The sequence below is a fragment of the Streptomyces sp. NPDC091289 genome (assembly GCF_044757365.1).
Classification (GTDB): domain Bacteria; phylum Actinomycetota; class Actinomycetes; order Streptomycetales; family Streptomycetaceae; genus Streptomyces.
On record NZ_JBIVUT010000002.1, the window covers coordinates 46813 to 68357 of the forward strand.

Annotated in this window: 19 protein-coding genes and 1 pseudogene; 8 read left to right on the forward strand and 12 right to left on the reverse strand. The window is 69.2% G+C overall.

What is annotated here, in order from left to right; all coding sequences use genetic code 11:
- Positions 1-2: 2 nt before the first annotated feature.
- From ACIQPT_RS02350 to ACIQPT_RS02370, 5 genes and pseudogenes are all read right to left on the reverse strand, one after another.
- Positions 3-527 (reverse strand): annotated as a pseudogene (locus ACIQPT_RS02350) (methyltransferase domain-containing protein); the annotation flags it as partial.
- A complete protein-coding gene (locus ACIQPT_RS02355) occupies positions 500-1651 on the reverse strand; it encodes a lanthionine synthetase C family protein (RefSeq protein ID WP_401151729.1) in 1152 nt (383 codons plus the stop codon). The pseudogene ACIQPT_RS02350 and the gene ACIQPT_RS02355, both read right to left, overlap by 28 nt.
- Positions 1648-4575, reverse strand: coding sequence for a lantibiotic dehydratase (locus tag ACIQPT_RS02360; RefSeq protein WP_401151732.1), 2928 nt, complete (start codon positions 4573-4575; stop codon positions 1648-1650). The genes ACIQPT_RS02355 and ACIQPT_RS02360 overlap by 4 nt, the downstream gene beginning before the upstream one ends.
- A gap of 164 nt (positions 4576-4739) precedes the next feature.
- On the reverse strand, positions 4740-4913 hold the full coding sequence (locus tag ACIQPT_RS02365) for an FxLD family lanthipeptide (RefSeq protein ID WP_401151734.1): 174 nt from the start codon (positions 4911-4913) through the stop codon (positions 4740-4742).
- Between the two features lie 285 nt (positions 4914-5198).
- Positions 5199-5681 carry an ATP-binding protein gene (locus tag ACIQPT_RS02370; protein ID WP_401151736.1) on the reverse strand — a complete coding sequence of 161 codons (483 nt, stop codon included), beginning with the start codon at positions 5679-5681 and terminating at the stop codon, positions 5199-5201.
- Positions 5682-5970: 289 nt separating this feature from the next.
- On the opposite strand from ACIQPT_RS02370, the gene ACIQPT_RS02375 reads away from it, so the two are divergent.
- Complete coding sequence (locus tag ACIQPT_RS02375; RefSeq protein WP_401151739.1) at positions 5971-7305, forward strand: hypothetical protein; 1335 nt, start codon at positions 5971-5973, stop codon at positions 7303-7305.
- A 7-nt stretch (positions 7306-7312) separates the two neighbouring features.
- On the opposite strand, the gene ACIQPT_RS02380 is transcribed toward ACIQPT_RS02375, so the two are convergent.
- A complete protein-coding gene (locus tag ACIQPT_RS02380; RefSeq protein ID WP_401151742.1) occupies positions 7313-8344 on the reverse strand; it encodes an NAD-dependent epimerase/dehydratase family protein in 1032 nt (343 codons plus the stop codon).
- A 274-nt stretch (positions 8345-8618) separates the two neighbouring features.
- Here ACIQPT_RS02380 and ACIQPT_RS02385 point away from each other — a divergent pair, with 274 nt between their 5' ends.
- Positions 8619-9119 (forward strand): SigE family RNA polymerase sigma factor, encoded by a 501-nt coding sequence (locus ACIQPT_RS02385; protein WP_401151744.1) that lies wholly within the window; start codon positions 8619-8621, stop codon positions 9117-9119.
- Between the two features lie 270 nt (positions 9120-9389).
- Here ACIQPT_RS02385 and ACIQPT_RS02390 read toward each other — a convergent pair whose 3' ends face one another.
- A complete protein-coding gene (locus ACIQPT_RS02390) occupies positions 9390-9659 on the reverse strand; it encodes a hypothetical protein (protein WP_401151746.1) in 270 nt (89 codons plus the stop codon).
- A 72-nt stretch (positions 9660-9731) separates the two neighbouring features.
- Between ACIQPT_RS02390 and ACIQPT_RS02395 the strand changes: the two genes are divergently transcribed.
- A complete protein-coding gene (locus ACIQPT_RS02395) occupies positions 9732-10973 on the forward strand; it encodes a mannosyltransferase family protein (protein ID WP_401151748.1) in 1242 nt (413 codons plus the stop codon).
- Between the two features lie 115 nt (positions 10974-11088).
- Here the strand turns inward: ACIQPT_RS02395 and ACIQPT_RS02400 are convergent, their stop codons facing one another.
- Positions 11089-11991: an NAD(P)-dependent oxidoreductase gene (locus tag ACIQPT_RS02400; RefSeq protein ID WP_401151750.1), complete on the reverse strand. Its 903-nt coding sequence runs from the start codon at positions 11989-11991 to the stop codon at positions 11089-11091.
- A 144-nt stretch (positions 11992-12135) separates the two neighbouring features.
- Between ACIQPT_RS02400 and ACIQPT_RS02405 the strand changes: the two genes are divergently transcribed.
- Positions 12136-12462, forward strand: coding sequence for a winged helix-turn-helix transcriptional regulator (locus tag ACIQPT_RS02405; RefSeq protein WP_401151753.1), 327 nt, complete (start codon positions 12136-12138; stop codon positions 12460-12462).
- A 78-nt stretch (positions 12463-12540) separates the two neighbouring features.
- Here ACIQPT_RS02405 and ACIQPT_RS02410 read toward each other — a convergent pair whose 3' ends face one another.
- Both ACIQPT_RS02410 and ACIQPT_RS02415 read right to left on the reverse strand, forming a co-directional pair.
- Positions 12541-13383, reverse strand: a complete 843-nt coding sequence (locus ACIQPT_RS02410) for a tetratricopeptide repeat protein (RefSeq protein WP_401151755.1) — start codon at positions 13381-13383, stop codon at positions 12541-12543.
- A 283-nt stretch (positions 13384-13666) separates the two neighbouring features.
- On the reverse strand, positions 13667-14245 hold the full coding sequence (locus ACIQPT_RS02415; RefSeq protein ID WP_401151758.1) for a TetR/AcrR family transcriptional regulator: 579 nt from the start codon (positions 14243-14245) through the stop codon (positions 13667-13669).
- Between the two features lie 91 nt (positions 14246-14336).
- Here ACIQPT_RS02415 and ACIQPT_RS02420 point away from each other — a divergent pair, with 91 nt between their 5' ends.
- A complete protein-coding gene (locus tag ACIQPT_RS02420) occupies positions 14337-14783 on the forward strand; it encodes a DUF1772 domain-containing protein (protein ID WP_401151761.1) in 447 nt (148 codons plus the stop codon).
- A gap of 36 nt (positions 14784-14819) precedes the next feature.
- On the opposite strand, the gene ACIQPT_RS02425 is transcribed toward ACIQPT_RS02420, so the two are convergent.
- Positions 14820-15479, reverse strand: coding sequence for a TetR/AcrR family transcriptional regulator (locus ACIQPT_RS02425; protein WP_401151763.1), 660 nt, complete (start codon positions 15477-15479; stop codon positions 14820-14822).
- Between the two features lie 130 nt (positions 15480-15609).
- Here ACIQPT_RS02425 and ACIQPT_RS02430 point away from each other — a divergent pair, with 130 nt between their 5' ends.
- From ACIQPT_RS02430 to ACIQPT_RS02440, 3 genes are all read left to right on the forward strand, one after another.
- Complete coding sequence (locus tag ACIQPT_RS02430) at positions 15610-16566, forward strand: NAD(P)-dependent alcohol dehydrogenase (RefSeq protein WP_401151765.1); 957 nt, start codon at positions 15610-15612, stop codon at positions 16564-16566.
- A gap of 350 nt (positions 16567-16916) precedes the next feature.
- The gene (locus ACIQPT_RS02435) at positions 16917-18737 is read left to right on the forward strand and encodes a serine/threonine-protein kinase (protein WP_401151767.1); all 1821 of its coding nucleotides are present in this window, start codon (positions 16917-16919) and stop codon (positions 18735-18737) included.
- A 271-nt stretch (positions 18738-19008) separates the two neighbouring features.
- Complete coding sequence (locus ACIQPT_RS02440) at positions 19009-20418, forward strand: MFS transporter (protein WP_401151769.1); 1410 nt, start codon at positions 19009-19011, stop codon at positions 20416-20418.
- On the opposite strand, the gene ACIQPT_RS02445 is transcribed toward ACIQPT_RS02440, so the two are convergent.
- The gene (locus tag ACIQPT_RS02445) at positions 20406-21152 is read right to left on the reverse strand and encodes a DUF417 domain-containing protein (protein ID WP_401151772.1); all 747 of its coding nucleotides are present in this window, start codon (positions 21150-21152) and stop codon (positions 20406-20408) included. The two genes, ACIQPT_RS02440 and ACIQPT_RS02445, sit on opposite strands and share 13 nt — an antisense overlap.
- Positions 21153-21545: the final 393 nt, after the last annotated feature.

The window sequence follows — 21545 nt, forward strand, 5'->3', positions numbered from 1 at the left end:
CCGATCATCTTCGTGTAAGGGCCGTGCTCGGGAGCCCCCTTCAGACCGTCCCGCTCCATCACCCTCACGTGTTCGTAGCCCGCCTCGTTGAGGGCGTCTCGGGCGTGCAGGGTGACGCCGGGGTCAATGTCGAGGGTGGTGACCTCGCCATCGGAGCCGACGAGTTCGGACAGGAGCGCGGCGTTGTAACCGGTCCCCGCGCCGATCTCCAGGATGTGGTCGCCGGGGTGGGCATCGAGCTGTACGAGCATCATCGCGACGGTCGACGGCACGGAAGCGAGGGATAGGGGCAGGGGCCCGTTGGGGTTCTCTTTGATACTGACGGCTTGGTCGGTGTAGGCCTCGGCGAGGCTGGCTCCCGGAAGGTGGACTTCACGGTGGACGGTGCGCAGGGCTTGCTCGACAGGGCCGGTCAGGGGCACCTTGGACTTGATCTCAGCGACGAGCCGGTTGCGGAGATCTTCGAGTGCGGGGGCGTTGTTCACGGAGACTCTCTCTTTCAGTTGAGGAGGAGGCAGGTCTCCCACCCGGGGCCAACGTGGTGGGTCGGCTCAAGGGTGTGAGTGGTGAGCAGGATGCCGTCCGCTCCGGTGAGGAGCCCGGCGTCGCGGGGTAGCGCGTTCTCGGCCATGTATGCGGCGAAGGCGGAGCGCAGGGCCGCAAGGCGGTCGGTGAGCGCAGTGCCGGGGGCGGCTTCCGCAGCGGCTGTGCAGGTTGCGAGGCACACCCCCGCCCAGCCGTGGCAGACCGTCGCATCCTGGAGGCGGTCCAGTTGACGGGTATCGGAGATGCAGGACAGGAGTGCGTCTTCGGCGCGGTGCTGCGAGCCGGTACGGCCGCAGGCGAGCGCGGCGAGCTGCAGGCTCCGGGCGACGCCGGGCGTGCCGTAACACCACGAGGGTCGGCCCAAGCATGCACGGGGAGAAGGTCCGTCGAGCCACTCGTTGACGGTGGTGGTTTCCGGCCAGGCATCACCACCATCCGCCAGAGGCCGTAGCCACCCTTCCAGAAGGCGGCACGCCCCGACCAACGTTTCGTGCTGGCCAGGAACGGTGTGCCCGGCGCGCGAGCACAGGGCAAGAAGTGCGACAGGGCCTGCTACGCCGTGGGCCATGCCGAAGTTCCCGTGACCGAGGGGCCATCTGTCGTCCGGCTCACCATGTGGGCTGTCGAGCGTCCACCAGCCGGGCAGGCTGTGGCCCTGGACGGTGACGGGTTGCTGGAGGAGTCGCACGAGATAGCGCAGAACGCCGTCGAGCAGGTCGGGCCGCGTTTCACGGCGCAGCAGGTACGCGCCGAGACCGGTCAGGCCCCGGATCAGGTCGTACTCCCGCATACGCGGCGGTTGACCCGAGTCCATGCGAAGGTGTGCCGCCGACAGCCGTGCGGCGATGTGCGGACCGATCTTGCGGTCCAGCTCATTCAGGGCGGAGCGGTAGGCGCGGTGGCCAGCCGTATGCAGTGCGTACGCGACGGCGGGGGCTCCGCGGTACAGACTTCCGCTCGACGGATCAACGGTGGCCGCTTGCCCTGCCATCGTCCGGGCAGCGGCGTGCGCAGCCGTCCACACGCCGCTGCCCTGTGCCAGAACGCCGTGGTGGACGAGGGCGCCTGCGGCACCGCGACCGAGGTCGTGCGCGAGGTCGTTCATTTGCGCTCCTGCTGCTCCTGCTGCTCCAGGGCAGAACGGCACACCTGTCGGGCGGCGTGACGGCAAGCGTCTTCTGCTTCCCGGTCGGGGCCCATCAGTCGGTTGTGGTGCATGTGCATCAGGGACTCCAGGACCGCTTCGAGCCGGTCGTCACGGACGTGAGACGCGTAGTGGGCCAAGGCTTCCTGGCGCCGCTGGTGGGCGGCGTGCAGCCGGGGAGTCCAGTCGGCCCGTTGCTGCAGTGAGCCGGCGCGGGCGTGTTGGAGGGCCCGCCGGGTCACATCGGGAGCACCCATGCCGCGCGCAGGCGTGGCCGCCATCCAGCGGGTGCCTTCATCGGGTCCGAGGAATCCACGAACGAGATCGATCATGCTGAGGGCGCACAGTACTTTCCGGTCCAGTCGGGTGAGGTCGGCCATGGCGTACCGGGTGGCGTCACTGTCGGCCACGAAGACGTCCTCGGCGGCGGCGAGGGCTGCGCTGGTTCCGTAGCGGCCGATCTCGGGCCGGTAGCCGTCGAAGACGAGGCGTGAGGCGAGGGCATCATCCTGCAACTGCTGCGCCCATCGTGCGACGACGTGCGATACCTGCGTGTGTCGATGCGGACTGAGGGCGGCGATCCGCACACGCAGATGGTTCTCCTCCTGAGGGGTGCGGTAGCGGACGAACCAGCAGTCGGGCGAGCCCAGGTCCTCCAGGAGGCTTGACAGCCGGCGTGTGAGGATCTGATCCATGACGCTGGGATGCGTGAACAACTTGGCCTGTAGCCAGCGCTGTTGGTCGTCACCGGGGCTGGACTGAATTCGGCTGTTGAACACTGGCGCGCTGGTCACGTCAGGGTGGGGCAGCGGTGACTGGGTGGAGACCAACGGCATCACGAATTCGTGAGCGTGCCCGATCCAGCCGAGGTCCCGCTCGTTCGGCGCCTCGGTCAGGTCGGCCTCTCCGTGGCGCTGGAGGTGGATGTGCAGGATGCGCGCGTGCAGAGGTTCGCTCAGATCCAGGCGCAGGGTGCGGTCGTCGTCGCGAAGTTCAAGCACCGGCGGGCACTTCCAGGCTCGTGACCACTCCGCCAGAGCCTTCCGCCACGAACTCTGGAATGGCCCCGAGGGAAGATCAGAAGCCATGAGGCGCCAGCGGGCGGGGGACAGGACGGCCTTGCGGTAGCGGACTCGTGGCAGGTAGGGAAGCCCGGCGGCGAGCGGACCCCAATCGAAGCGCGTCCACGCGGTGGCGAAGCCGCGCCCCAGGAGGGCGAGGAACCTCGCTATCGGCGGAGCCTGCTTTTCCAACGCCAAGGGGTGCAGCACCACCGGCTCCACCACGCGACGTCGGGAGAGGCTGACCAGATGAAGCCGCTTGCTGGTGGACAGCACCGAGAGGTCATCGAGCGGGATCACATGGTCCGCCGGGGCTCGGTGCTCACCGACAGAGATTACGTACGGCAGGAGCGCCGGGGTCCGAGCGACGTTCTCGGCGTGCGGATGAACGGGAGTGAAGGAAAGCTGTGCGGGCAAGGCCCCGTTGACCAGGGTAGGCAGCTTCTCGTACAGCTCGCGCAGTCCGCAGTCCTCCAGGGTTGCGGCGAACCGGCCCGTGAGGTTGCCGGTGCTCCAGGCCGGGCGCACAGCGACGGTGAACTCACCCCGATCGATGGACTGTCGGTCCTGGGCGTAGACCCGCACCCCCATCTCGACGTGCGGGTTGATCGCGGGATCGGGGGCGGACGCCTCGGCGGACAGCTCGTCGAGGTCCGCTTCGGTGAGCTGGATCTCCCCGACTCCCGCGACGGCGGCCTGCCACGCCTTGGCCATCAGCACCTCGTCGCGTGGCAGAGCCGTGACGGGTGGCTCCGTCCAGAGGGATCCTGGGAAGTCGGCGGGAAGGCCCGCGCCGGCGGCCAGATCGGCGGCCTCCTGGACCGGCACCAGGCTTCCGGCTCCGTACCGCTCCCAGAACACGCCGTGGTACTCCGCCCACATCGGCTTCTCACCCTGGTTGCGGGTCAGGCGGAGCAACGCGTCGGCGGCGTGCTCCGCTTCGTCCAGAACATGATCAGGAATCCGCACCATGGCGTCGAGGCGCACATCCAGGCTGAGGCGTGCCCGGCCTTCGCCGTTGACGGCGCTCATCCGCTTACTGGCCGTGCGCCGTATGCCCTCTGCCGCGCTGACCTGTCCCGTCGTGTTGTGTTCCGCCAACAGCTGCTGGACGCCACCGAGTTCACGCAGAATGTCTGCGGTTCCTGCGTCGAACTGAGGGATCAGCGGCGTCAAGGTGCGCAGGATGTGCCCGAGCGGATCATGCTCGGTCATGGGCGCGTACAGGCCGCTGATGAGGATGCTCGCTCTCAATGCCCTGGTGACGAGGCGGTAGGCCTGCTCTGCCGTACCCCCCATCGTCACAAGCTGTCCGATGACTTCCCTACAGGGCACAGGCGTGGTCGTTGCCTTGATGATGGTGGCGAGAGGCCCGGCGATGCGGGCGCTGGCCGTGCGGCCGCCGGGCATGGGCAGGTCCAGAGAGTCGCCGTGCCGCGCAGCAAGGTCGTTGAGCTGAACGGTCAGGTGGGGCAGCACGTCCGGACGGCTCTGCAACGCGCTGCGAACGTGGTCGAGCCAGAGGGTGTCCGGTCGAGCGACAGAGCGGTGATCAGCGCCGAGCTTGACGATCGTAGATCCACACAGTGCAGTCGCTACCCCCGCAAAGAGGCCGAAAGGTGTCGGACGACCAGTTGCTCGCAACAGGTAGCGGGCTGTCGATACCACCGCCTTCCGAACCTTCCTAGGTGACGTGGCCTCATCGTTGAGGATCTGGTCGACGGCGCCAGCAAGGGGTGGAGAGGCCGCCCGCACGGCAGCCGTGAACGTGGGCTCAGCCCAGACGGCAGTCAGCCACCGTCGGCATTCCTCCAGATTGTCCACCGATGGCCAGCAGGTTCTCCGGGCGTCGAGAGGGAGCACAGCGGCCCGTAGGAGGAGCACGTCGCAGCGCTGAAGGTGTCGGGTCCGCGTCATTGTTGTTCCTCGTTCTGCTGGGCGGTGCGGGCCGGGGTGAGCCTCCGGCCCGCACAGAGTTCGGCTTGGGGTCAGCTCGCACAGGAGGAGGCGCAGGTGGATGCGCATCCGTCACCGGTGCCGCAGTCGGTGACAATCGGCCGCGGGGCGTCGGTGACGACAATGTCGAGTTCCCACTCCTCACCGGCGATCGGCTGAATGCTGTTGTTGCTGCGCGGCTTCGTCTCGGTCGTCGGGGTTGCCATGCTGGTACCTCCAGGTGATCGGATCCGACCGTGCGGTGAGCGCGGGCGGAGGGGCGGGATCCCCGGACTCGGCTGCCGTGAAGGTGCAGCTGAGTGCGCGGACACCGCGGTCACGATGGGCCCCTGTGGGAAGGTGGACGGGCGGACCCGGCGTTCTCTGGACCGATCAGCCGTCGGCTTGCGAAGCAGCCGACGGAGGCCGACGGCTTCACAGCCGGTGCTGACGACTCCGACGACGATCGAGTGCCAGGGCGATGGGGCCCGGGGGCGCCGGCACGGTGACGCTCATGCCACGCGCTCCGGGAGCGCGAGTGAGCAGTGAACGGTGGTGCCGTCCTCGCTGGTGTCCCAGCAGTCGGCGATGGCAGCGACGAGCGCCAGTCCTCGGCCGGACTCGGCGTCGGTGTCAGCTCGCTTCAGCGTGGCGCGATCTGGGTTTTGATCAGTTACCGAAATCCGAACCATGTTGTTGACCGCCGAGATGTAGAGGCTCACTTCACCTTCACTGCCACCGTGCTGGATCGCATTGGTGACCAACTCGGAGACCGCTAGTTCGACGTCGTCGACCTTTGGGCCCGGCACGCGCAGGTGTCGCATGAAGTCTCTTGTGGCCCGCCGCATCTCAGGGACACGCAGCGGATCGGCAAGAAATGTCGACTGAAAGATCTGAGATGCCGGTACCTCCGAACCGGCCGGTCGCGGTGCGCCGTTCTTGACCTGCTCGCCCGTCCCGTCCGGGGTGCTGCGCGCAGTGGTGCTCTGCCTCATGATGGCCTCGACTTCGTGGAGAGTGCAGACCGACCTGCGCCGCCCGAAAGACCTCATGCGGAGGGCGGCTACGGGAATCAAGGATTCTCGTGACGCGGTGCTTTCACCATGTCGCGGCAGGTTTCATCTCCTCGACGTCGGGTGGCACGAGGTATCACCGACGTGTCACCTGGACCTCACTTGGCTCAATAGCGCTACAGGAAAGTCAAGTTGGGCAATAGTGGGGTTGCGGGTGCCTCCGGCATGGTGCCCCGATCGTGACCGGTCGGCCGCAAGGGAGACGTTGGCCATGGACGCGCGGACACTGCTTCAAGCGGTGGTGCGAGAACGCGGTTGGACCTACGAGGGCTTCAGGCGGGCGTATGAGGATTCCGCTCAGGCGCTGGCAGCAGCCGCCGGCATGCCCTATTCCACGGCGACAGTGGAGGAGCAGACGTTTCGGCGGTGGACTTCAGGCCGGATGAAGGGGCTTCCCAATTCGCCGGCGCCTCAGGTGCTGGAGCACATGTTCGGTTACACCGCGCGACTCCTATTGGGTCCGCCGACCGAGCCGCCACTGGAAATGTCTCAGAACTACGCAACCGCGCTCAACGAAAGTGAACTTGCGATGACTGCTCGGGATGCCGCCGCGCACGCCGGTGATGCCGCTTCTCTCAGTGTTGCGGACATGACGCTCGATCAATTGGACGACGATGTTGTGGTCCTGGCTCGGGATTACGCCCGCACCTCTCCGACCGAGGTCTACCGTCGGGCAAAGGAATTGCTCGGGATTGCTCGGTCCGTGCTGGAGCGTACTCAAGTGCCGCGCCAGAGGACGCGGGCCTACCTTGCAGCCGGCCAGTCCGCTGCTCTGCTCTCGGCGATCAGCTTTGACCTGGGATCTCTCTCCTCGGCCGTTTCGCTGTCCCGGACTGCGGCGCTGTACGGGCAGGTGATCGAGCACGGGCCTCTCCAGGCTTACGCTCATGGCGCTCTCGCCTTCTTGGCCTACTGGGGCGGACGGCCATCAGAAGCTGCTCGCCTTGTACACACCGCGCAACAGTTCGGGGGGCTCGGCGACGCCGCCTTAACACGCTTGTTCGTCATCGAAGCGCGCGCCTACGGACACTTGGGGAACCTGGTCGCGGCGGAGGCTGCCGTACGGAATGCTCTGGAGCAGAGCTCCGGAAGGCGGGACGAGCTTCACGACGACATCGGTGGCGAATTCGGTTTTCCGAGCGATCGGGTTGCCATGAGTAACGCCACGACGTACCTCCTGCTACGTGACGCGGATGGTGCCGAGGAAGCTGCGGAAAGCGCCCTGCTCCTCCTTAGCGCCAAACCCGAAGATCAGCGCCCCCTACTCATCTCGACCCAGGCATCCGTGGACCTTGCCCGAGCGCGGTTGCTCCGCGGCGAACTCGACGGCGTACATGCGGCTCTCGATCCGGCCTTCTCCGTGCCTACGGAATGGCGCGGCGCGGGGGCGCTGGAGCGCATGGCTGCTGTGCGATCCGGCCTCTGCCACCCCGACTTCATCGGCTCAGCCGAAGCGCGCACACTCGGTGATCGTGTTGAGGAGTACTGCGCAGCAGCAACAGCACATCGACTCGGAGCCGCAACGCCTCTGGACATGGAGACATGATCCACCCTCAGCCATTCAGCTGCGCCAGGATCTTCTCCTCCTTCTCCATCGAGATGCCGTGCTCAGCCCAACGGGGATGCTCAACCGGCATGCCTCCACCCTGCAACCAGTCCCACGTGGCCCCGATGGTCTCCGCCAGCGGGCGGCACCGCAGCCCAGCGGCCTGAGCACTGGAGGAGTCGACGCTCCACGCGCCCGCATGAGTGCGCCAGAGCGGCAGCTCAGTCCACTGCACTACTCCGTTTTCCATCAGAAGGTCGTCAGGAGCCCAGACGAGTTGACCTGCCCGGCCGGTGACGTCAAGGCATGCTCTGAGAAATCCGCCCATCGTCTCGTGGTCGAGCGAAGCCGCCACATTGAATGCGCCGCCGCCCGTGGAGGCGGCTTGGTCGAGTGCGAAGGCGGCCACATCTCGAACATCCACGGGTTGAATCATCTTGTTCGGGTCGCCGGGGGCGAGAATCGCACCGCCCTTCGAGGCCCGTCGCAACCACCAGGGAAGACGACCCACATACTCTCCCGGTCCCAGAATCACCCCCGGACGAAGAACCGACGTCCTCGATGCTCCGAACGCCTCTACCGAAGCCCGCTCAGCACCGGCCTTCTGCCGACCGTAGTACCAGTCCGGCCCAGTCCAGTTCGCCGGCAGACGGCCGTAGTCACCGTCGGCATCCGCCGGTCCGTCGAGAACTTCCGACGACTCCGTGAGCGGTTCGTTGGGCCATCCTCTGTACGCGTTGACTGTGGAGACGAACACGTACTTACCTGCTACAGGCTCCAGCGATTCGGCACCGGTCAAAACGTCCCTCGGCGCGAGCTCCGAGGCCGAAGTATCGATTACGGCATCCCAAGGGCCCTCCTGCGCCAGCCGGATCAAGTCTTCGGGTACGGTGCGGTCCCCGTGGATCTCGCGCGTTCCTACCGGCGCGACTCCGGATCTTCCTCGGTTGAAGGCAGTCACCGACCACCCGCGGTCAAGGGCTTCCTGAGCAACAGCCCGTCCCAGAAACCAGGTTCCGCCAAGCACACAAATCTTCATGTGGCTGATCCTGCCTGCTGCCACATCCCCTGCGCCAGAGCTCGCCTCGCTGGGCGGGCGGACAGCACCGTACGGCGACTCAAGGAAGGCTCTATTGACTATCCCGTCGCCCCTCGTGTCCCGTCCGCCACGGTCACCGGCACACCGTCCTCAGGGTGTGGCCTGGGCTTTTCGGGTTCCGTGACGACGATCACTCTGATGCTTCACTGGTGATGTAGACCGGATGCCAGGCGGCAGGCGTATACCCGGTGAAGCGAAAGATCCGGGAGCAACTTTGACCGTCGAGGAGTTCGAAGAGTTCTACGCCCAGGCGGTCGCACGTCTCACCGGCCAGCTGTACGTGATGACCGGCGACCTCCAGGAGGCGCAGGACGTCGTCCAGGAGGCCTTCGTCAAGGCGTGGGTCCGGCGTGGGCGGCTGGAGCGTGACGGGCAGCCCGAGGCGTGGATCCGTACGGTCGCCTGGCGTCTGGCGGTGAGCCGGTGGCGCTTTCGGCGGCGGTCGGTGGATGCCTGGGGCCGGGGGAGTGGTGCGGCGGAGCACGTGGCCGCGCCGGGCCCGGACCATGTGGTGCTGGTCGACGCGCTCCGGGAACTGCCTCCGCAACAGCGGCGGACCTTGACCCTGCACTACCTGTGCGACCTCACGGTCGAGCAGATCGCCGGGGAGACCGGGCTTTCCGGCAGCACGATCAAGACGCATCTGGTTCGCGGACGGGCGGCGCTCGCCCACCGTCTGCGGGACCCCCGCATCGAGGAGGCTCCTGATGTCTGAACCGCGGGATCCGAGGGATCCGAGGGATCCGAGGGACTCGCAGGATCCGTTGCGGTCCCTGTTCCGGGAGGCCGGTGACTTCGGGCAGGCCCGATCCGATGCGGACCCCGCGTCGAGGATCACCGAACGCGGGATGCGGGCGCAGCGCCGCCGGATGGCCGTGGTCGCGGTGGGCGTGTGCCTGGTCGTCGGCGGGGGCGGCGCGGTCGCGGTGGGCCTGTTGCCGGTACGGCCGGAGCCGGTCGCCCCGGCCACGAGCCCGTCGCCCAGCTACCCGTCGCCCGCACCGTCGGACCGGCTGCCGACCCAGCCGACGTCGCTGCCGCCGACGCCGAGCAACACGCTGCCGGGGGGCGCGGAGGCGACGGGAACCCCGGGGTCGGCGGGCCGGTCCACGGCGCCGAGTGGTCTGCCCACAAGCACAAGCACAAGCACGAGCACAAGCACGAGCACGACTGCGGGCACGACGCAGTCGTCGCCGACGTCCACGCCGTCGGCGACGACCGACGGGGCCATGTCGATGTCGATGCCATGAGGCACACCCCGTAGCCCCTCGCTTTCTCCTCCTCGCCTTCTCCTCCGTCCGCGAGGCGTGCCCGAAAGGTGCCTGAGTTGTCCACGCTTTCCTCCGGGCTGCGGCCTACTTCCGCCCGCCCCGCACCACCTGAGCCCCGGGTGTACGCCCCGCCCGAGCTCCGGGCGGGGTGGTTCCGCCGGGCGGCCGACCGCCTGACCCCCGCCGACCGGGGCGTGTTGTGGCTCTACCTCCTGACCCGAATATCCCTGTGGATCACGGCCCACTTCGCCCGCTGGCTGTTTCCGGCCCGCCCCGGCACGCGGGAGGCGGCGCCCGTTCTCGCGCCCTTCCAGCAGTGGGACGCGAACCACTACCTCCACATAGCGCGCGACGGCTACTTCCCCGCCGGTACGGGACCGTGGACGAGTGGCTGGGACAACCGGGAGGCGTTCTTCCCCGGTTACCCGCTTCTCCTGCGTGCCGTGCACACGGTCGTCCCGGACTGGACGGCGGCCGGGCTGCTGATCTCGTTCGTTGCGGGAGCCGTGGCGGTGGTGGCCCTGGCCCGGATCGCGCGGGCGTATCTCCCGGACGGCGCGGCGGGCCACCGTACGGCTGTCCTCTTCCTGCTCTCGCCGTGCGCGGTGTTCCTGGCCGCCGGCTACACGGAGGCGCTGTTCCTCGCGTTCGCGCTGCCCGCCTGGCTCGCGGCGATGAGGCACCGGTGGGCGCTCGCCGCCGTACTGACCGCGTCGGCCACGGTGGTTCGGGTCAGCGGCCTGTTCCTGGCCGCCGCGATCGCGCTGCTGTTCGTCATGTCGGCCCGGGCGGGGAGGGGCTGGCGAGGGGTGGGCTGGACGCTGCTTCCGGCGCTGCCGCCGGCCGCGTACAGCTGGTACCTGCACGCGCACACCGGCGACTGGATGGCGTGGAAGCACGCGCAGGAGCGGGGTTGGTACCGCACGTTCCACACCCCCTGGGAAGCGTGGGCGAACACGTGGCACGGGGCGTTCGACCGTACGCAGTCGACGGGGTACGCGTTCATGTTCCAGGCGGAGTTGGCGGCGATGTTGGTGGGGCTCGCGCTGGTGGCGCTGCTGGTGCGCCGCCGCCGCTGGCCCGAGGCGGTGTATGTGGCCCTCAGCCTGTGGGCGTTGGGGACCTCGTACTGGTACACGTCCATCCCGCGCGCGACGCTGCTGTGGTGGCCGCTGTGGATCGGCCTGGCGGCGCTGAGTCTGCGGCGGCCGTGGTTCAGGACGGCGTACCTGTGCGTGGCCGCGCCGGTGACGACGATCGTCGCGCTGACGTTCCTGACGGGGAGGTGGGCGGGGTGAGGTGGGCGGGGTGAGTACGTCACGCCTGCGGGCACTCCCGCCTGCGGCACCCGTGCCGATGACGAACCCTCATCACGGGAGCACGCGGCGCTGAAGGACCGAGCGGGTCGCGGCCCTACGAGGCCCGCCGGGGTTCCTTGAGGATCTCCGTCAGTGCGGCAATGCTCTGCGTCCCGTAGCCGGCCTCCACCGCCCGTTCCAGCAGCTCGTGGAACGGCTCGTGCCACTCCATGTCGAGGCCCGCTTCCTTCCCGAGTTCCGCATCGTGCGTGGCCCCGGCCATGAAGACGTTCACCGACGACAGCGGATCGCTGTAGTCGCCGCTGTCGATCTCCCGGGCCAGCACGGGCAGTACCGAGGCGATCATCTCCAGCCACTGAACGCTGAACCGCACCATCGAAGCCGCCTCCAGGCCACGCGCCTGCAGCGTCGCCGCCCCCTGGAAGAAGCCGACGAGTGCGGGCAGCAGCGTGCCGCCCACTGCCATTTCGTACAGGGCGGCAAGGTCCGGTTCGGCACCGAGATACACGGTGTCCCCACCCAGAACCCGCAGTACCGGCTCGTGCGCGGTGAAGACCGTGGCATCGCCGCTGTAGTAGAGGAGCGTGTCCCCGGCGCCCACCGCCGGCGGTACGTTCTTGATCGCACCGTCGAGGTAGCGTGCGCCGTGCCCTCGCACCCACTCCGCCGTGCTGCGGGCGCCGGCCGGGGACCCGCTGTTGAGGGCCACGAGGTCCCGGCCCTTCAGCGACGCAGCCGCCGGCTCCAGGGCCTCGATGGTGTCCTCGTACGTCGTCAGGCAGGTGATCACCAGCGGGCCGGCCGCAAGGGCTTCCGCCACTGTCTCCGGATGCGCGGCGCCCTTGGCGACGAGCGGGGCAGCCCGCGACGCGGTTCTGTTCCACACCGTGGTCGGGTGACCCGCCGCTATGAAGGCCGCCGCCAGTGCGCTGCCCATCGCGCCCAGGCCGATGACGGTTACGGGGGTCCGGTGCTGATGCTGCTGCTGCGTGGACATCTTCCGCTCCTGTTCGGTGAGTTGAGGGAAGCCCAGAAGCTCCGGGCTTCGGTGATCTCCATGCTGTGGCGGCACAATAGATTGCACAAGTACCGACATTTTTGTTCGGTACCCACATTCTTGTCAGCGGAAGTGGGAGGGGCCATGCGGAAGTACACCTGCGGATTCGACGCCGCCATCGCCGTCATGGGCGGTAAGTGGAAAGGGCTGATCCTCTTCTGGCTCGGTGAGGAAGAGCGGTTGCGCTTCGGGGAGTTGCGGCGGACGGTCGCTGGAATCAGCGAGCGGATGCTGACTCTGCAACTGCGCGAGTTGGAGGCGGCCGGGCTCGTGCATCGAAAGGTGCATCAGCAGGTGCCGCCCAAGGTGGAGTACTCACTGACCGACTTCGGCCGCTCACTCGTCGCCGCGCTCATGCCGCTCGGCGAGTGGGGCGAGGAGCACATGGAGCGCCTCGAAGACCTGCCGTGACCGGCCGCGGCAGGCACTCAGGCGCTCAGGCTTCGGGTGGTCGTGGTCGTGGTCGTGGTCGTGGCGGGACGAGGCAGGCTACGGTGTCTCTCCTTCGTCTCCACCTCGATTGCTCCGCCCGTCGTCCAGGGCGCGTCGGCGCTCCGCGAGACGATCCAGCGACCACTGGGTCCATGGATGCCCGGCCCCCAGCACGCGCGCCCGCGCGTCCGCTACCAACTCTGCCTGCTCTGCCGCCTCCTGGAACCGCCCGAGCTCCCCGAGCACGCGACTCAGCAGGGAGCGGGCGGCGAGAGTCTTCGGATGGTCGATTCCGTAGGTGCGCTCGGAGCCCGCGACCACGGTGCGGACCAGAGGCAGCGCCCGGTTTTGATGGCCGGCAGCGACCAGGGCGAAGCCGTAGTTCAGTTCGGCGTCCAAGGTGATGGGGTGGTCGGGGCCGACCTCGCTGTGGCAGTCCGACACCAACTCGGCTCCAGAGTCCGGAGCCATCTCCGGACCGGCGGCGAACTCCAGCAGGTGCGTCCGGGCGATGAGCGTGGAGGGGTGAGTCGCGCCGAGCGTGGCGGTCCGGCCCTCGACCACTCGTCGCGTCAGCGCCATCGCCTCGTCCTTCTGATCGCGGACCCAGGCGAGCACCGGGGACAACCCCGCGCAGCCCTCCAGGGTTTCGACGGCATGCGCACCGAACACCGCGGTGCAATCCGTCAGGGCGCGGCGATGGGCTTCCTCCGCCTCCTCGTACCGCCCGAGGCGGTAGAGGGTCCGCCCCGCACGCCGGCGGATGGCGATCACCGCAGGGTGGTTCGCCTCCAGTACGTCCGTCCCGTGTGCCACCGCGTCCTGTGCCACCGACAGGGCGGACGCGTAATCCCCGGCTCGGTGGAGTGCGACCGCCAGCCGCAACGTGCACTCCAGCACGCGCGCCGTGGTTGCCCCTCGGCCTCGCGGAGGTGACGGCCAAGGTCCGAAACTGCGGCTGCTGGCCTCTGCTGCGGCCCCTGCCGGAGCGATGGCGGGACCCTTCGGCCGCGTGGGGTGTGGGCGAAGGCTTCGGAGTCCTGGTGGAGCCACGTCTGCCGCTCCGGGCCCGGTGCTCCGAGGCCGTGTCGCGTAGAAGCGAATGGCCGGAAGCGGTGCCCGTGGCCAGGCAGGTGGAGGGCTCCGAGTTTCCCGCCACCTGCTTGCCCACCAGGGCGGTGCGTCAGAGCACGGCCAGGCGGTCCACCAGCAGCTCCACCCTCTGCTCGCTGTCCTCCGGCGGCAGCCGTCCCGCCCGGGTCAGGGTGGCCAGCCCGTGCAGGGACGCCCAGAACACCTCGGTGAACAGCGCTGGGTGGACGCCCTCCCCGGCGACCTCGCCGAGAGTCTCCAGCAGGGCGGCGAAGGCGTCCTTCAGCGGCTCCGGGGTGTCCTCTTCCGCGAACGCCAGGCCGCCGTCCAGCCGGAACATGGCGTCGTAGACCGCCGGGTTGTCCTCGGCGAAGTCGAGGTAGGCGCGGGCGAGGGCGGCGACCCGGGTGCGAGGGCCGTCCGTGGCCGGGGTCGCGGCCCGCAGCGCCACGGCCATGTCGGCGGCGCCTTCGAGGGCGACGGCTCCGATGATCTCGCGCTTGCCGCGGAAGTGGCTGTAGAGGACAGGCTGGCTGTATTCGATGCGCTCGGCGAGCCGACGGGTGGTGACCGCGTCCCAGCCCTGTTGCTCGGCGAGTTCGCGGGCCGTCGCCACGATGAGGCGCTCGCGGCCCGCCCGTTCCCGTTCCTTGCGTTCCCGTACCGACATGACCTGATCCTAGCATCGCTAGACAAGCGAGCGCCAGTAGTACTAGCGTTGCCTCGTCATCTAGCGCCGCTAGATTCTGGAAGGGGTCGCCATGCTCGACGCACTTGAGATCGTCACCACCGTGATCGTCGGACTGCTGGTGGGGGTGGAGTTCTCCGTCGCCTTCGTCATCAACCGGATCCTCAACGCCCTCCCCGACGACAGCGGCCAGCTCGGCCGAAGCCACGGGGGCCGGATGCTCGGCGCCGTGATGCCGTTCTGGTACATCGGCTCGCTGGTCCTGAGCGCGATCTGGGCCATGGCCGGATGGGGCGAGGGAGGCATCGGCCTGGTTGTCGCCGCGGGCGGGCTGCTGCTGCTCAGCGTGGCCATGTCGATCCTGCTGCTCGTCCCGATCAACAACCTGGGCAAGACGTGGACCCCTGAGAACCGGCCCGAGGACTGGAAGGAGCAGATGAACCGCTGGGACCGCTACCACTACGCCCGCGTGCTCGTCCTCATAGTGGCCTTCACTCTGCTGGTCACCGCCCTCACCTGAGCCCGGGTGCCGACGCCGGGCCGTGCGCGCCGTCCCTCACCCCGCCGCGCCCAGCCGGTCCAGCTCCAGCCCCGCGGGCGGAGGCAGCGGGCCCCTCGCGGGCGTGGCCCGGAACGAATCCAGCAGGTAGCCCACCAGCCGGCGGGACGCGGCGGTGGCATCCGGGCCCGCCCCGTTCGTCACGCCGTTGTTGGCCAGCAGGACCAGCACCACGTCGGAGACGTCGAAGTCCGGGCGCAGCGCGCCCGCCTCCTTCGCCCGGCGGATCAGCAGGCCCAGCCCCTCCTCCGCCCGGTCGCGTTCCCCGGCGTAACTCGACTCGTCCGGGAAGCGGGCCAGGAACGCGTGGGTGAAGCCCCGGTCGGCGGCCTGCATCGCGCACACCTTCCGGAACACCGAGCAGAAGCCGCGCCACGGGTCCGGGTCCTCCAGCGCCTCGTCCAGCGCGCCCGAGCACTCGGTGAGCTGCTCGGCGAACGCCTCGGTGATCAGCGAGGTGCGGGTGGGGAAGCGCCGGTAGAGGGTGGCGACGCCGACCCCCGCCCGCCGGGCGATGGCGCTGATCGGTACGTCGATGCCGTGCAGCGCGTACGCCTCGCGGGCGGCCCGCAGGATGCGCTCCCGGTTCTCCCGGGCGTCCGCCCGTAGCGCGTCAGGGGTGGCTGGGGGCGGGTTGTGAGAGGGCTGAGCAGGCATGTCTCTCACTTTACGGTAAATGGAGGGGGTCTTCCGTTTATCCGCTTACGGTGGACGGGGGAGTGAGAGCAGGACTCGCCACCCGTATCGACGGAACGACGGAACGACGGAACAGACAGGACCCCCCACCATGAACGACATGCGCGCTGCGCTCTACGACCGTTACGGACCGCCCGAGGTCCTTTACGAGGGCCGGGTCCCGGTGCCGGTACGCAAGCCGGGCGAGGTGCTCGTACGGGTGCACGCGGCGAGCGTCAACGGCGGCGAACTGTACGGCCGCGCCGGAAGGCTCCGGGTCATCACCGGCCGCCGCTTTCCGCTGCGGACCGGGCTCGACTTCGCCGGCGAGGTCGCCGAGGTGGACCCGAATGTGACCGGGCTCCGCGTCGGCGACCGGGTGTGGGGCATCCTGGGGCGCACCTTCGGCAGCGCGGCGGAGTACGTCTCGGTCCGGCCGCGCCAGATCGCGCACGCCCCGGAGAACGTCACCCTGACCGAGGCCGCATCGCTGCCCGCCGGGGCCGCCACCTCCCTCATCGCCCTGCGCGACAAGGCCGGACTGCGCGCGGGTGAACGCCTGCTCGTGCGCGGGGCGTCCGGCGGCGTCGGCAGTGTCGCCGTACAGCTCGGCAAGGCCCTCGGCGCGCACGTCACCGGTCTCGCGAGCGCGAAGAACGCTGATTTTGTACGGGAGATGGGTGCGGACGAGGTGCTGGACCACCGGGCCACGGCTCTGGCGGATCTGGACCGCTACGACGTCATCATGGATACCGTCGGTACCGAACACAGCGTGCTGCGGCGGCGGTTGGCGCCCGGTGGCCGAATGGTCGCCATCTCCTTCGACATCGACCATCCGGTCCGGAGCATCGGCTACCTGCTGGGCTCGGCGGTGCACGGCCGTCAGCGGGTCCGCTTCTTCAGCGGCAACCCGAATCACGGCCTGTTCGCCGAACTGACCGCGTACGTGGAGCGCGGTGACCTGCGCCCCGTCATCGACACGGTCCACCCGCTGTCGGACATCGCCGCCGCCCACCGCGCCCTGGAGGCGGGCGGGGTGCGGGGCAAGCATGTGATCCAGGTGGTGTGAGGGGGCCGGCCGAGCCGTCAAATGATGTGCGGGACGACCTCGTCGCGCCTGGTGGACCAGCTGGAGGCTCGTACGGGTGCCCGGCGGCGCCTTCGCCGGGAACACCGGCGAGCAGATGCTCGCGATCTCCGAGCACAACGGAGCCTCGGGGATCTGGCTCACCCTGGAGCCCTGGGGCGTGGACGGCACCGTGCTGCCGGCCGGTTGGATCGGCCTGGTCGCGTTCGGCGTCTACGGATGCGCCACGGAAATCGCGTTGGTGAATACCCCAACCGGTGCATGGAGTACAGGAGTTCAGCTGGATTCGGATCCGTGGAGCTGTGATCAATCCGTGCCGTACTGTTCCGCCCATGACTGCGGGATCCGAGGGAAGTGTGATCGACGAGCGCTTCGAACTGCTGGAGCGGCTCGGCGGCGGCGGAATGGGGCTGGTGTGGCGGGCGCGCGACATCGTCCTGCACCGGGACGTGGCGCTGAAAGAGGTACGGCCGCCGGATCCGGAGTTGCTGCGGTTGCGTCCCGACGCGGCGGAGATGCTGCGCAAGCGTGTGCTGCGCGAGGCCGTCTCGCTGGCCCGGATCAGCCACCCCAACGTGGTGACGATCCACCACATCGTGAGTTCGGCGGAGGTGGCGCACCCCTGGCTGGTGATGGAGCTGATCTCCGGCGGCTCGCTCCAGGACCGGTTGGAGCGCGGGCCGTGCACCCCCACCGAGACGGCGCGGTTGGGCCGGGGCGTGCTGGCCGGGCTGCGGGCCGCGCACGGCGCGGGCATTCTCCACCGCGACGTGAAGCCCGGCAACGTACTGATGCGTGCCGACGGCACGCCCCTGCTCACCGACTTCGGCATCGCGGCCGTGCGCGAGGCCACCAGCCTGACCAACACCGGCGAACTCATCGGCTCGCCCGACTACATGGCCCCGGAGCGGTTGCGGGGCCATGACGACGACCCGTCCTCCGACCTGTGGTCGCTGGCGATGATGTTGTACGTCGCGGTCGAGGGGCACCATCCGATGCACCGCTCGTCCACCCTCGCCACGTTGGCCGCGATCCTGGAGGAGGACGTACCGCCGCCCCGGCGGGCGGACGCCCTCGGCCCCGTACTGCGGTCCGTGCTCATCAAGGACGTCGCCTCCCGGCCCGACGCCGAGTCCCTCGACCGGCTCCTCGCACAAGCCGCCGGTGCCCGTGTGGTGACGGCCGTCGACGGCATCGCCGTGTCACCCGTGCGGGCCGACCTCGTGGAGACGGCCGACGCAGCCCCGGTCCCGGCCCCGGCCCCGGTCCCGTACACACCCACGGAGCCGGCCGCGGCCGCTGGTCCGCCCGCGCGGGACGCCGTCGGCTCCGATGCCGCCGGACAGGTGCGGGACGAAGCGGAGCCGCCTGCCGAGCCGGAGCCCGGCACCGGCCCACCACCGGACGGCGGGACCGATGGCGCGGAGGGCTCCGGTGCGGAGACGAGCCGGACGCCCGTGCACGCTACGGCGGCCGCCGGACGGTCGCGCCGACGTCTCGTGCTCCCGGCGGTCCTGTTGGGCGCGCTGGTGGCCGGGCTGCTGGCCTGGGAGTACGTACCCGCCTTCGGCGGTGAGGACAAGCCGTCCGTCGGGGCCTCGTCCACGCCCTCCGGCGTCCGCACACCCACGTCCAGCCCTTCCGCCTCCCTGGCCTCCGACCCCACTCCCTCGCCCACACCCACGCTCAAAGAGGAAACCGATCTGCTCACCCCCTCCGGTGCCCGGAGAGTGCTCAAGAAGATGGAGGCGGTGACAGGGGGGACCAAGGTGCTCCCCAGTTTCGACCTGCGCCGGGACCGGGCTTCGGGAAATACGCTCCTGCACGAAGAGATAGTGCCGGGCAAGAAGATGTTCGACAATTTCTCGTACGAGGACGGCCAAGGCACTCTTCAGGGCGCTGAGGGGATCCTGAAGGGGCATCACCTGCTGGACCTCGACCGGGTCGAATGGGATGAGCTGCCCCGCCTTCTCCGCATCGCCCAGACCGAACTGGGTGTACTGAAGCTCAAATCCGATGAAAGCCGCGTGGCCTTCGACTGGTACGAGGGGCAGGCGGCGATGTTGATCTACGTCAGCGGCGAATACCAGACCAGTGGGATGCTCATCACTGCCTTCGACGGGCGGATCATCCGGCGGGTCAAGGCGGACTGAAGCGGCGGCGAGCCCGATACCCAGGGGCAGTCCGCTCGCACCGGGCAGGACGTGCACCCGGAAATCGGACAGGATGTGCGCCCGGTTAGGATGGACGTGCTCGGCCCCATGGTCGAGGTGGTCGGACCCGGACTTCCGGTGTCCGGTCCGAGGCTTGAAACCTCCGGCGCTCGTTGGACAGAACCCCGGAGGTTTCTTCATGTCTGTCTTGCCGTCCCCGTCCGTGTCCCCATCCGCAGCTCCTGATCCCCGTCGATGGTGGGCGCTCGCGGTGATCGCCCTGACGCAGCTGGTGGTCGTGCTCGACGCGACGATCGTCAACGTGGCCCTGCCCCAGGCCCAGCTCGAACTGGAACTGAGCGACACCGAGCGGCAGTGGGTCATCACCGCCTACGTCCTCGCGTTCGGCGCGCTGCTGCTGCTCGGCGGGCGCGTCGCCGACTACTGGGGGCGCAAGCGCAGCTACATGGTCGGGATGCTCGGCTTCGGTCTCGCCTCCGTGTGGGGCGGTCTCGCGCAGAGCGGGACCGAGCTGATCGCGGCGCGCGGATTGCAGGGTGCGTTCGCGGCGCTGCTGGCGCCCGCGGCGCTCGCGCTGCTGACGGTCACGTTCCCGGCCGGGCGCGAGCGCGGAACGGCGTTCGCGGTCTTCGGCACCGTCGCCGGCACCGGTGCCGCGGTGGGCCTGGCGCTGGGCGGCGTCCTGACCGAGTTCGCCGACTGGCGGTGGTGCCTGCTGGTCAACATCGTCTTCGCGGTCGTCGGCCTGATCGGCGCGCTGCTGTTCGTCTCCGAGAGCCGGGTCGAGGGCGACAACCGGTACGACATCTGGGGGACCCTGGCCGTCACCCTCGGCCTGGCCGCCCTGGTCTACGGGTTCACCCTGGCCGAGTCCGGGTGGACCGCGCCCGACACCATCGGCTTCCTCGCCGCCGGCCTGGTGCTGCTGGCGGTGTTCGTGTGGATCGAGGCCCGCGTCGCGCAGCCGTTGCTGCCGCTGCGGGTGGTGCGTGATCGCTCCCGCGCCGGAGCGTTCCTCATCCAGGCGGCCATCGGCGCCGTCTACATCGGGATGACCCTCTACCTGATGTTCCACCTGCAGATCGTGCTCGGTCTCTCTCCGCTCCTGGCCGGGCTCGCGAGCCTCGCGATGACCTTCGCCACCATGATCACCGCGCCGGTGGCCGCCCGGCTGCTGCCTACCTGGGGGCCGCGTGTCCTGATGACCGGTGGGCCGTTGATCGCCGCCGCCGGGATGCTGTGGCTGACCTTCATCACCGCCGACGGGAGCTACTGGACCGAGGTCTTCGGTGGCCTGGTGGTCGTCGGCATCGGGATCGCCTTCGTGATCATCCCCGTCCAGAACGTCGCTCTCGTCGGTGTCGACCACCACGATGCGGGTGCGGCGTCGGCCCTGGTCAACTCCGCCATGCAGATCGGCGGTTGTGTCGGGCTGTCGGTGTTCACCACGATCTACCTCGGTGCCGTCGAACGCTCCGCCGCGACCGGCGCCGGCCGGGAAGCCGCCGCCCTCACCGACGGCTACTCCGCGGTGTTCCTCGCCACCGCCGTCACGCTGGCGGTCGCGGCGGTCATCGCCGCGACCATGCTCCGCGGCCCTCGCCCCGCAGGCCCCGACGCCCCGCAACAGCTTGCCGAGGCGCCGGTTCACGTCGGTTGATCGGTGTTGCCGTTGCCGTTGCCGTTGCCGTTGCCGTTGCCGTTGCCGTTGGTGTTGTTGCTGTTGGTGTTGTTGCCCTCGCCTGGGCATTCCGGCCGCCGTGACGACCTGGAACCGCGTCCCCATTCGTGCGCGGCGACGACCAGGCACACCGCCACCAGGACCACGTTCTTGACGACGTACTGCCCCTCCATCGTCGGGGCGGGCGAGTGCGGTTGCCACATCGTGTCGGGGAGGAGGAAGAGGGTCGAGAACACGCCGCCCATGTGGAGGAAGAACACGACGAGGGCGGGGCGCAACAGGCGGCGGCCGGCGATCAGACCGATGCCGATGGCCGTCTCCAGTGCCGCGAGGGAGAGCAGCAGGACCGTCTCCGGTACGAGGTCCAGGGTCATCTTCGTCGCCGCGTCGACGGCCAGTTGCTCCGCGGGGCTGGCCGAGGGGAACAGCTTCAGGACGCCGAAGCCGAGGAAGACGATGCCGACCGTCACCCTCAACAGGGCGAGGGCGTGGGAGTCGACCAGAGCGGCCAGCCGGCTCAGGACTCGGAGAACGGTCGGGCCGGTCGGGTCGGTGGGGGCCGCCGGGCCGGTCGGGTATGCGGGGCCGGTCGGGTCCGTCCGGCCGGTCGTGGGGCGGTGGGCACGGCCGAACTCGTGTGCGTGGGGCGGGGGTTCGGATTCGCTGCCGGGCGGGGGCGGAGGCAAGGTCGACTTTACGGTGTGGCTGCTCATGTGCGATCTCCCGCTGTGTCTGTGGGGGTGGGGAGTGCTTGGTCTAGACCATACGGACGAGGGTCGGGAGGTCGTCAAGGGTCGTACCTCGCGGCACCGGCCGGAAGAGACGCATTCGCGCCATGTTGCTTCGGAGGGCGGAAGCGGACGCCCCCGCGGTCGCCGGCCGGGGGCCGCGGGCCCTCCGCGCGGCCCGGTGGAGGGCGGCGCACCCGGCTCACCGGGCCGGATGGACTTACGCCCGACGCTCTGCTGAGCAGCCCTGTTTCCGCCGAAGTCGCGGCCGTCGTGGAGTGAAGCGTGTGTACGGCTCCGGCCTCCACGGTCCCTTCCGGCCATCCGGCCATCCGGGCGCCCTCGTGACCGCCGGGCTCGTTACCCGCCGGTCCGCCG

Coding starts and splice junctions, on each gene's coding strand:
- ACIQPT_RS02355 (WP_401151729.1), bottom strand. CDS start 1,651: ATGAACGACCTCGCGCACGACCTCGGTCGCGGTGCCGCAGGCGCCCTC.
- ACIQPT_RS02365 (WP_401151734.1), bottom strand. CDS start 4,913: ATGGCAACCCCGACGACCGAGACGAAGCCGCGCAGCAACAACAGCATT.
- ACIQPT_RS02370 (WP_401151736.1), bottom strand. CDS start 5,681: ATGAGGCAGAGCACCACTGCGCGCAGCACCCCGGACGGGACGGGCGAG.
- ACIQPT_RS02375 (WP_401151739.1), top strand. CDS start 5,971: ATGGACGCGCGGACACTGCTTCAAGCGGTGGTGCGAGAACGCGGTTGG.
- ACIQPT_RS02380 (WP_401151742.1), bottom strand. CDS start 8,344: ATGAAGATTTGTGTGCTTGGCGGAACCTGGTTTCTGGGACGGGCTGTT.
- ACIQPT_RS02400 (WP_401151750.1), bottom strand. CDS start 11,991: ATGTCCACGCAGCAGCAGCATCAGCACCGGACCCCCGTAACCGTCATC.
- ACIQPT_RS02405 (WP_401151753.1), top strand. CDS start 12,136: ATGCGGAAGTACACCTGCGGATTCGACGCCGCCATCGCCGTCATGGGC.
- ACIQPT_RS02415 (WP_401151758.1), bottom strand. CDS start 14,245: ATGTCGGTACGGGAACGCAAGGAACGGGAACGGGCGGGCCGCGAGCGC.
- ACIQPT_RS02420 (WP_401151761.1), top strand. CDS start 14,337: ATGCTCGACGCACTTGAGATCGTCACCACCGTGATCGTCGGACTGCTG.
- ACIQPT_RS02425 (WP_401151763.1), bottom strand. CDS start 15,479: ATGCCTGCTCAGCCCTCTCACAACCCGCCCCCAGCCACCCCTGACGCG.
- ACIQPT_RS02430 (WP_401151765.1), top strand. CDS start 15,610: ATGAACGACATGCGCGCTGCGCTCTACGACCGTTACGGACCGCCCGAG.
- ACIQPT_RS02435 (WP_401151767.1), top strand. CDS start 16,917: ATGACTGCGGGATCCGAGGGAAGTGTGATCGACGAGCGCTTCGAACTG.
- ACIQPT_RS02445 (WP_401151772.1), bottom strand. CDS start 21,152: ATGAGCAGCCACACCGTAAAGTCGACCTTGCCTCCGCCCCCGCCCGGC.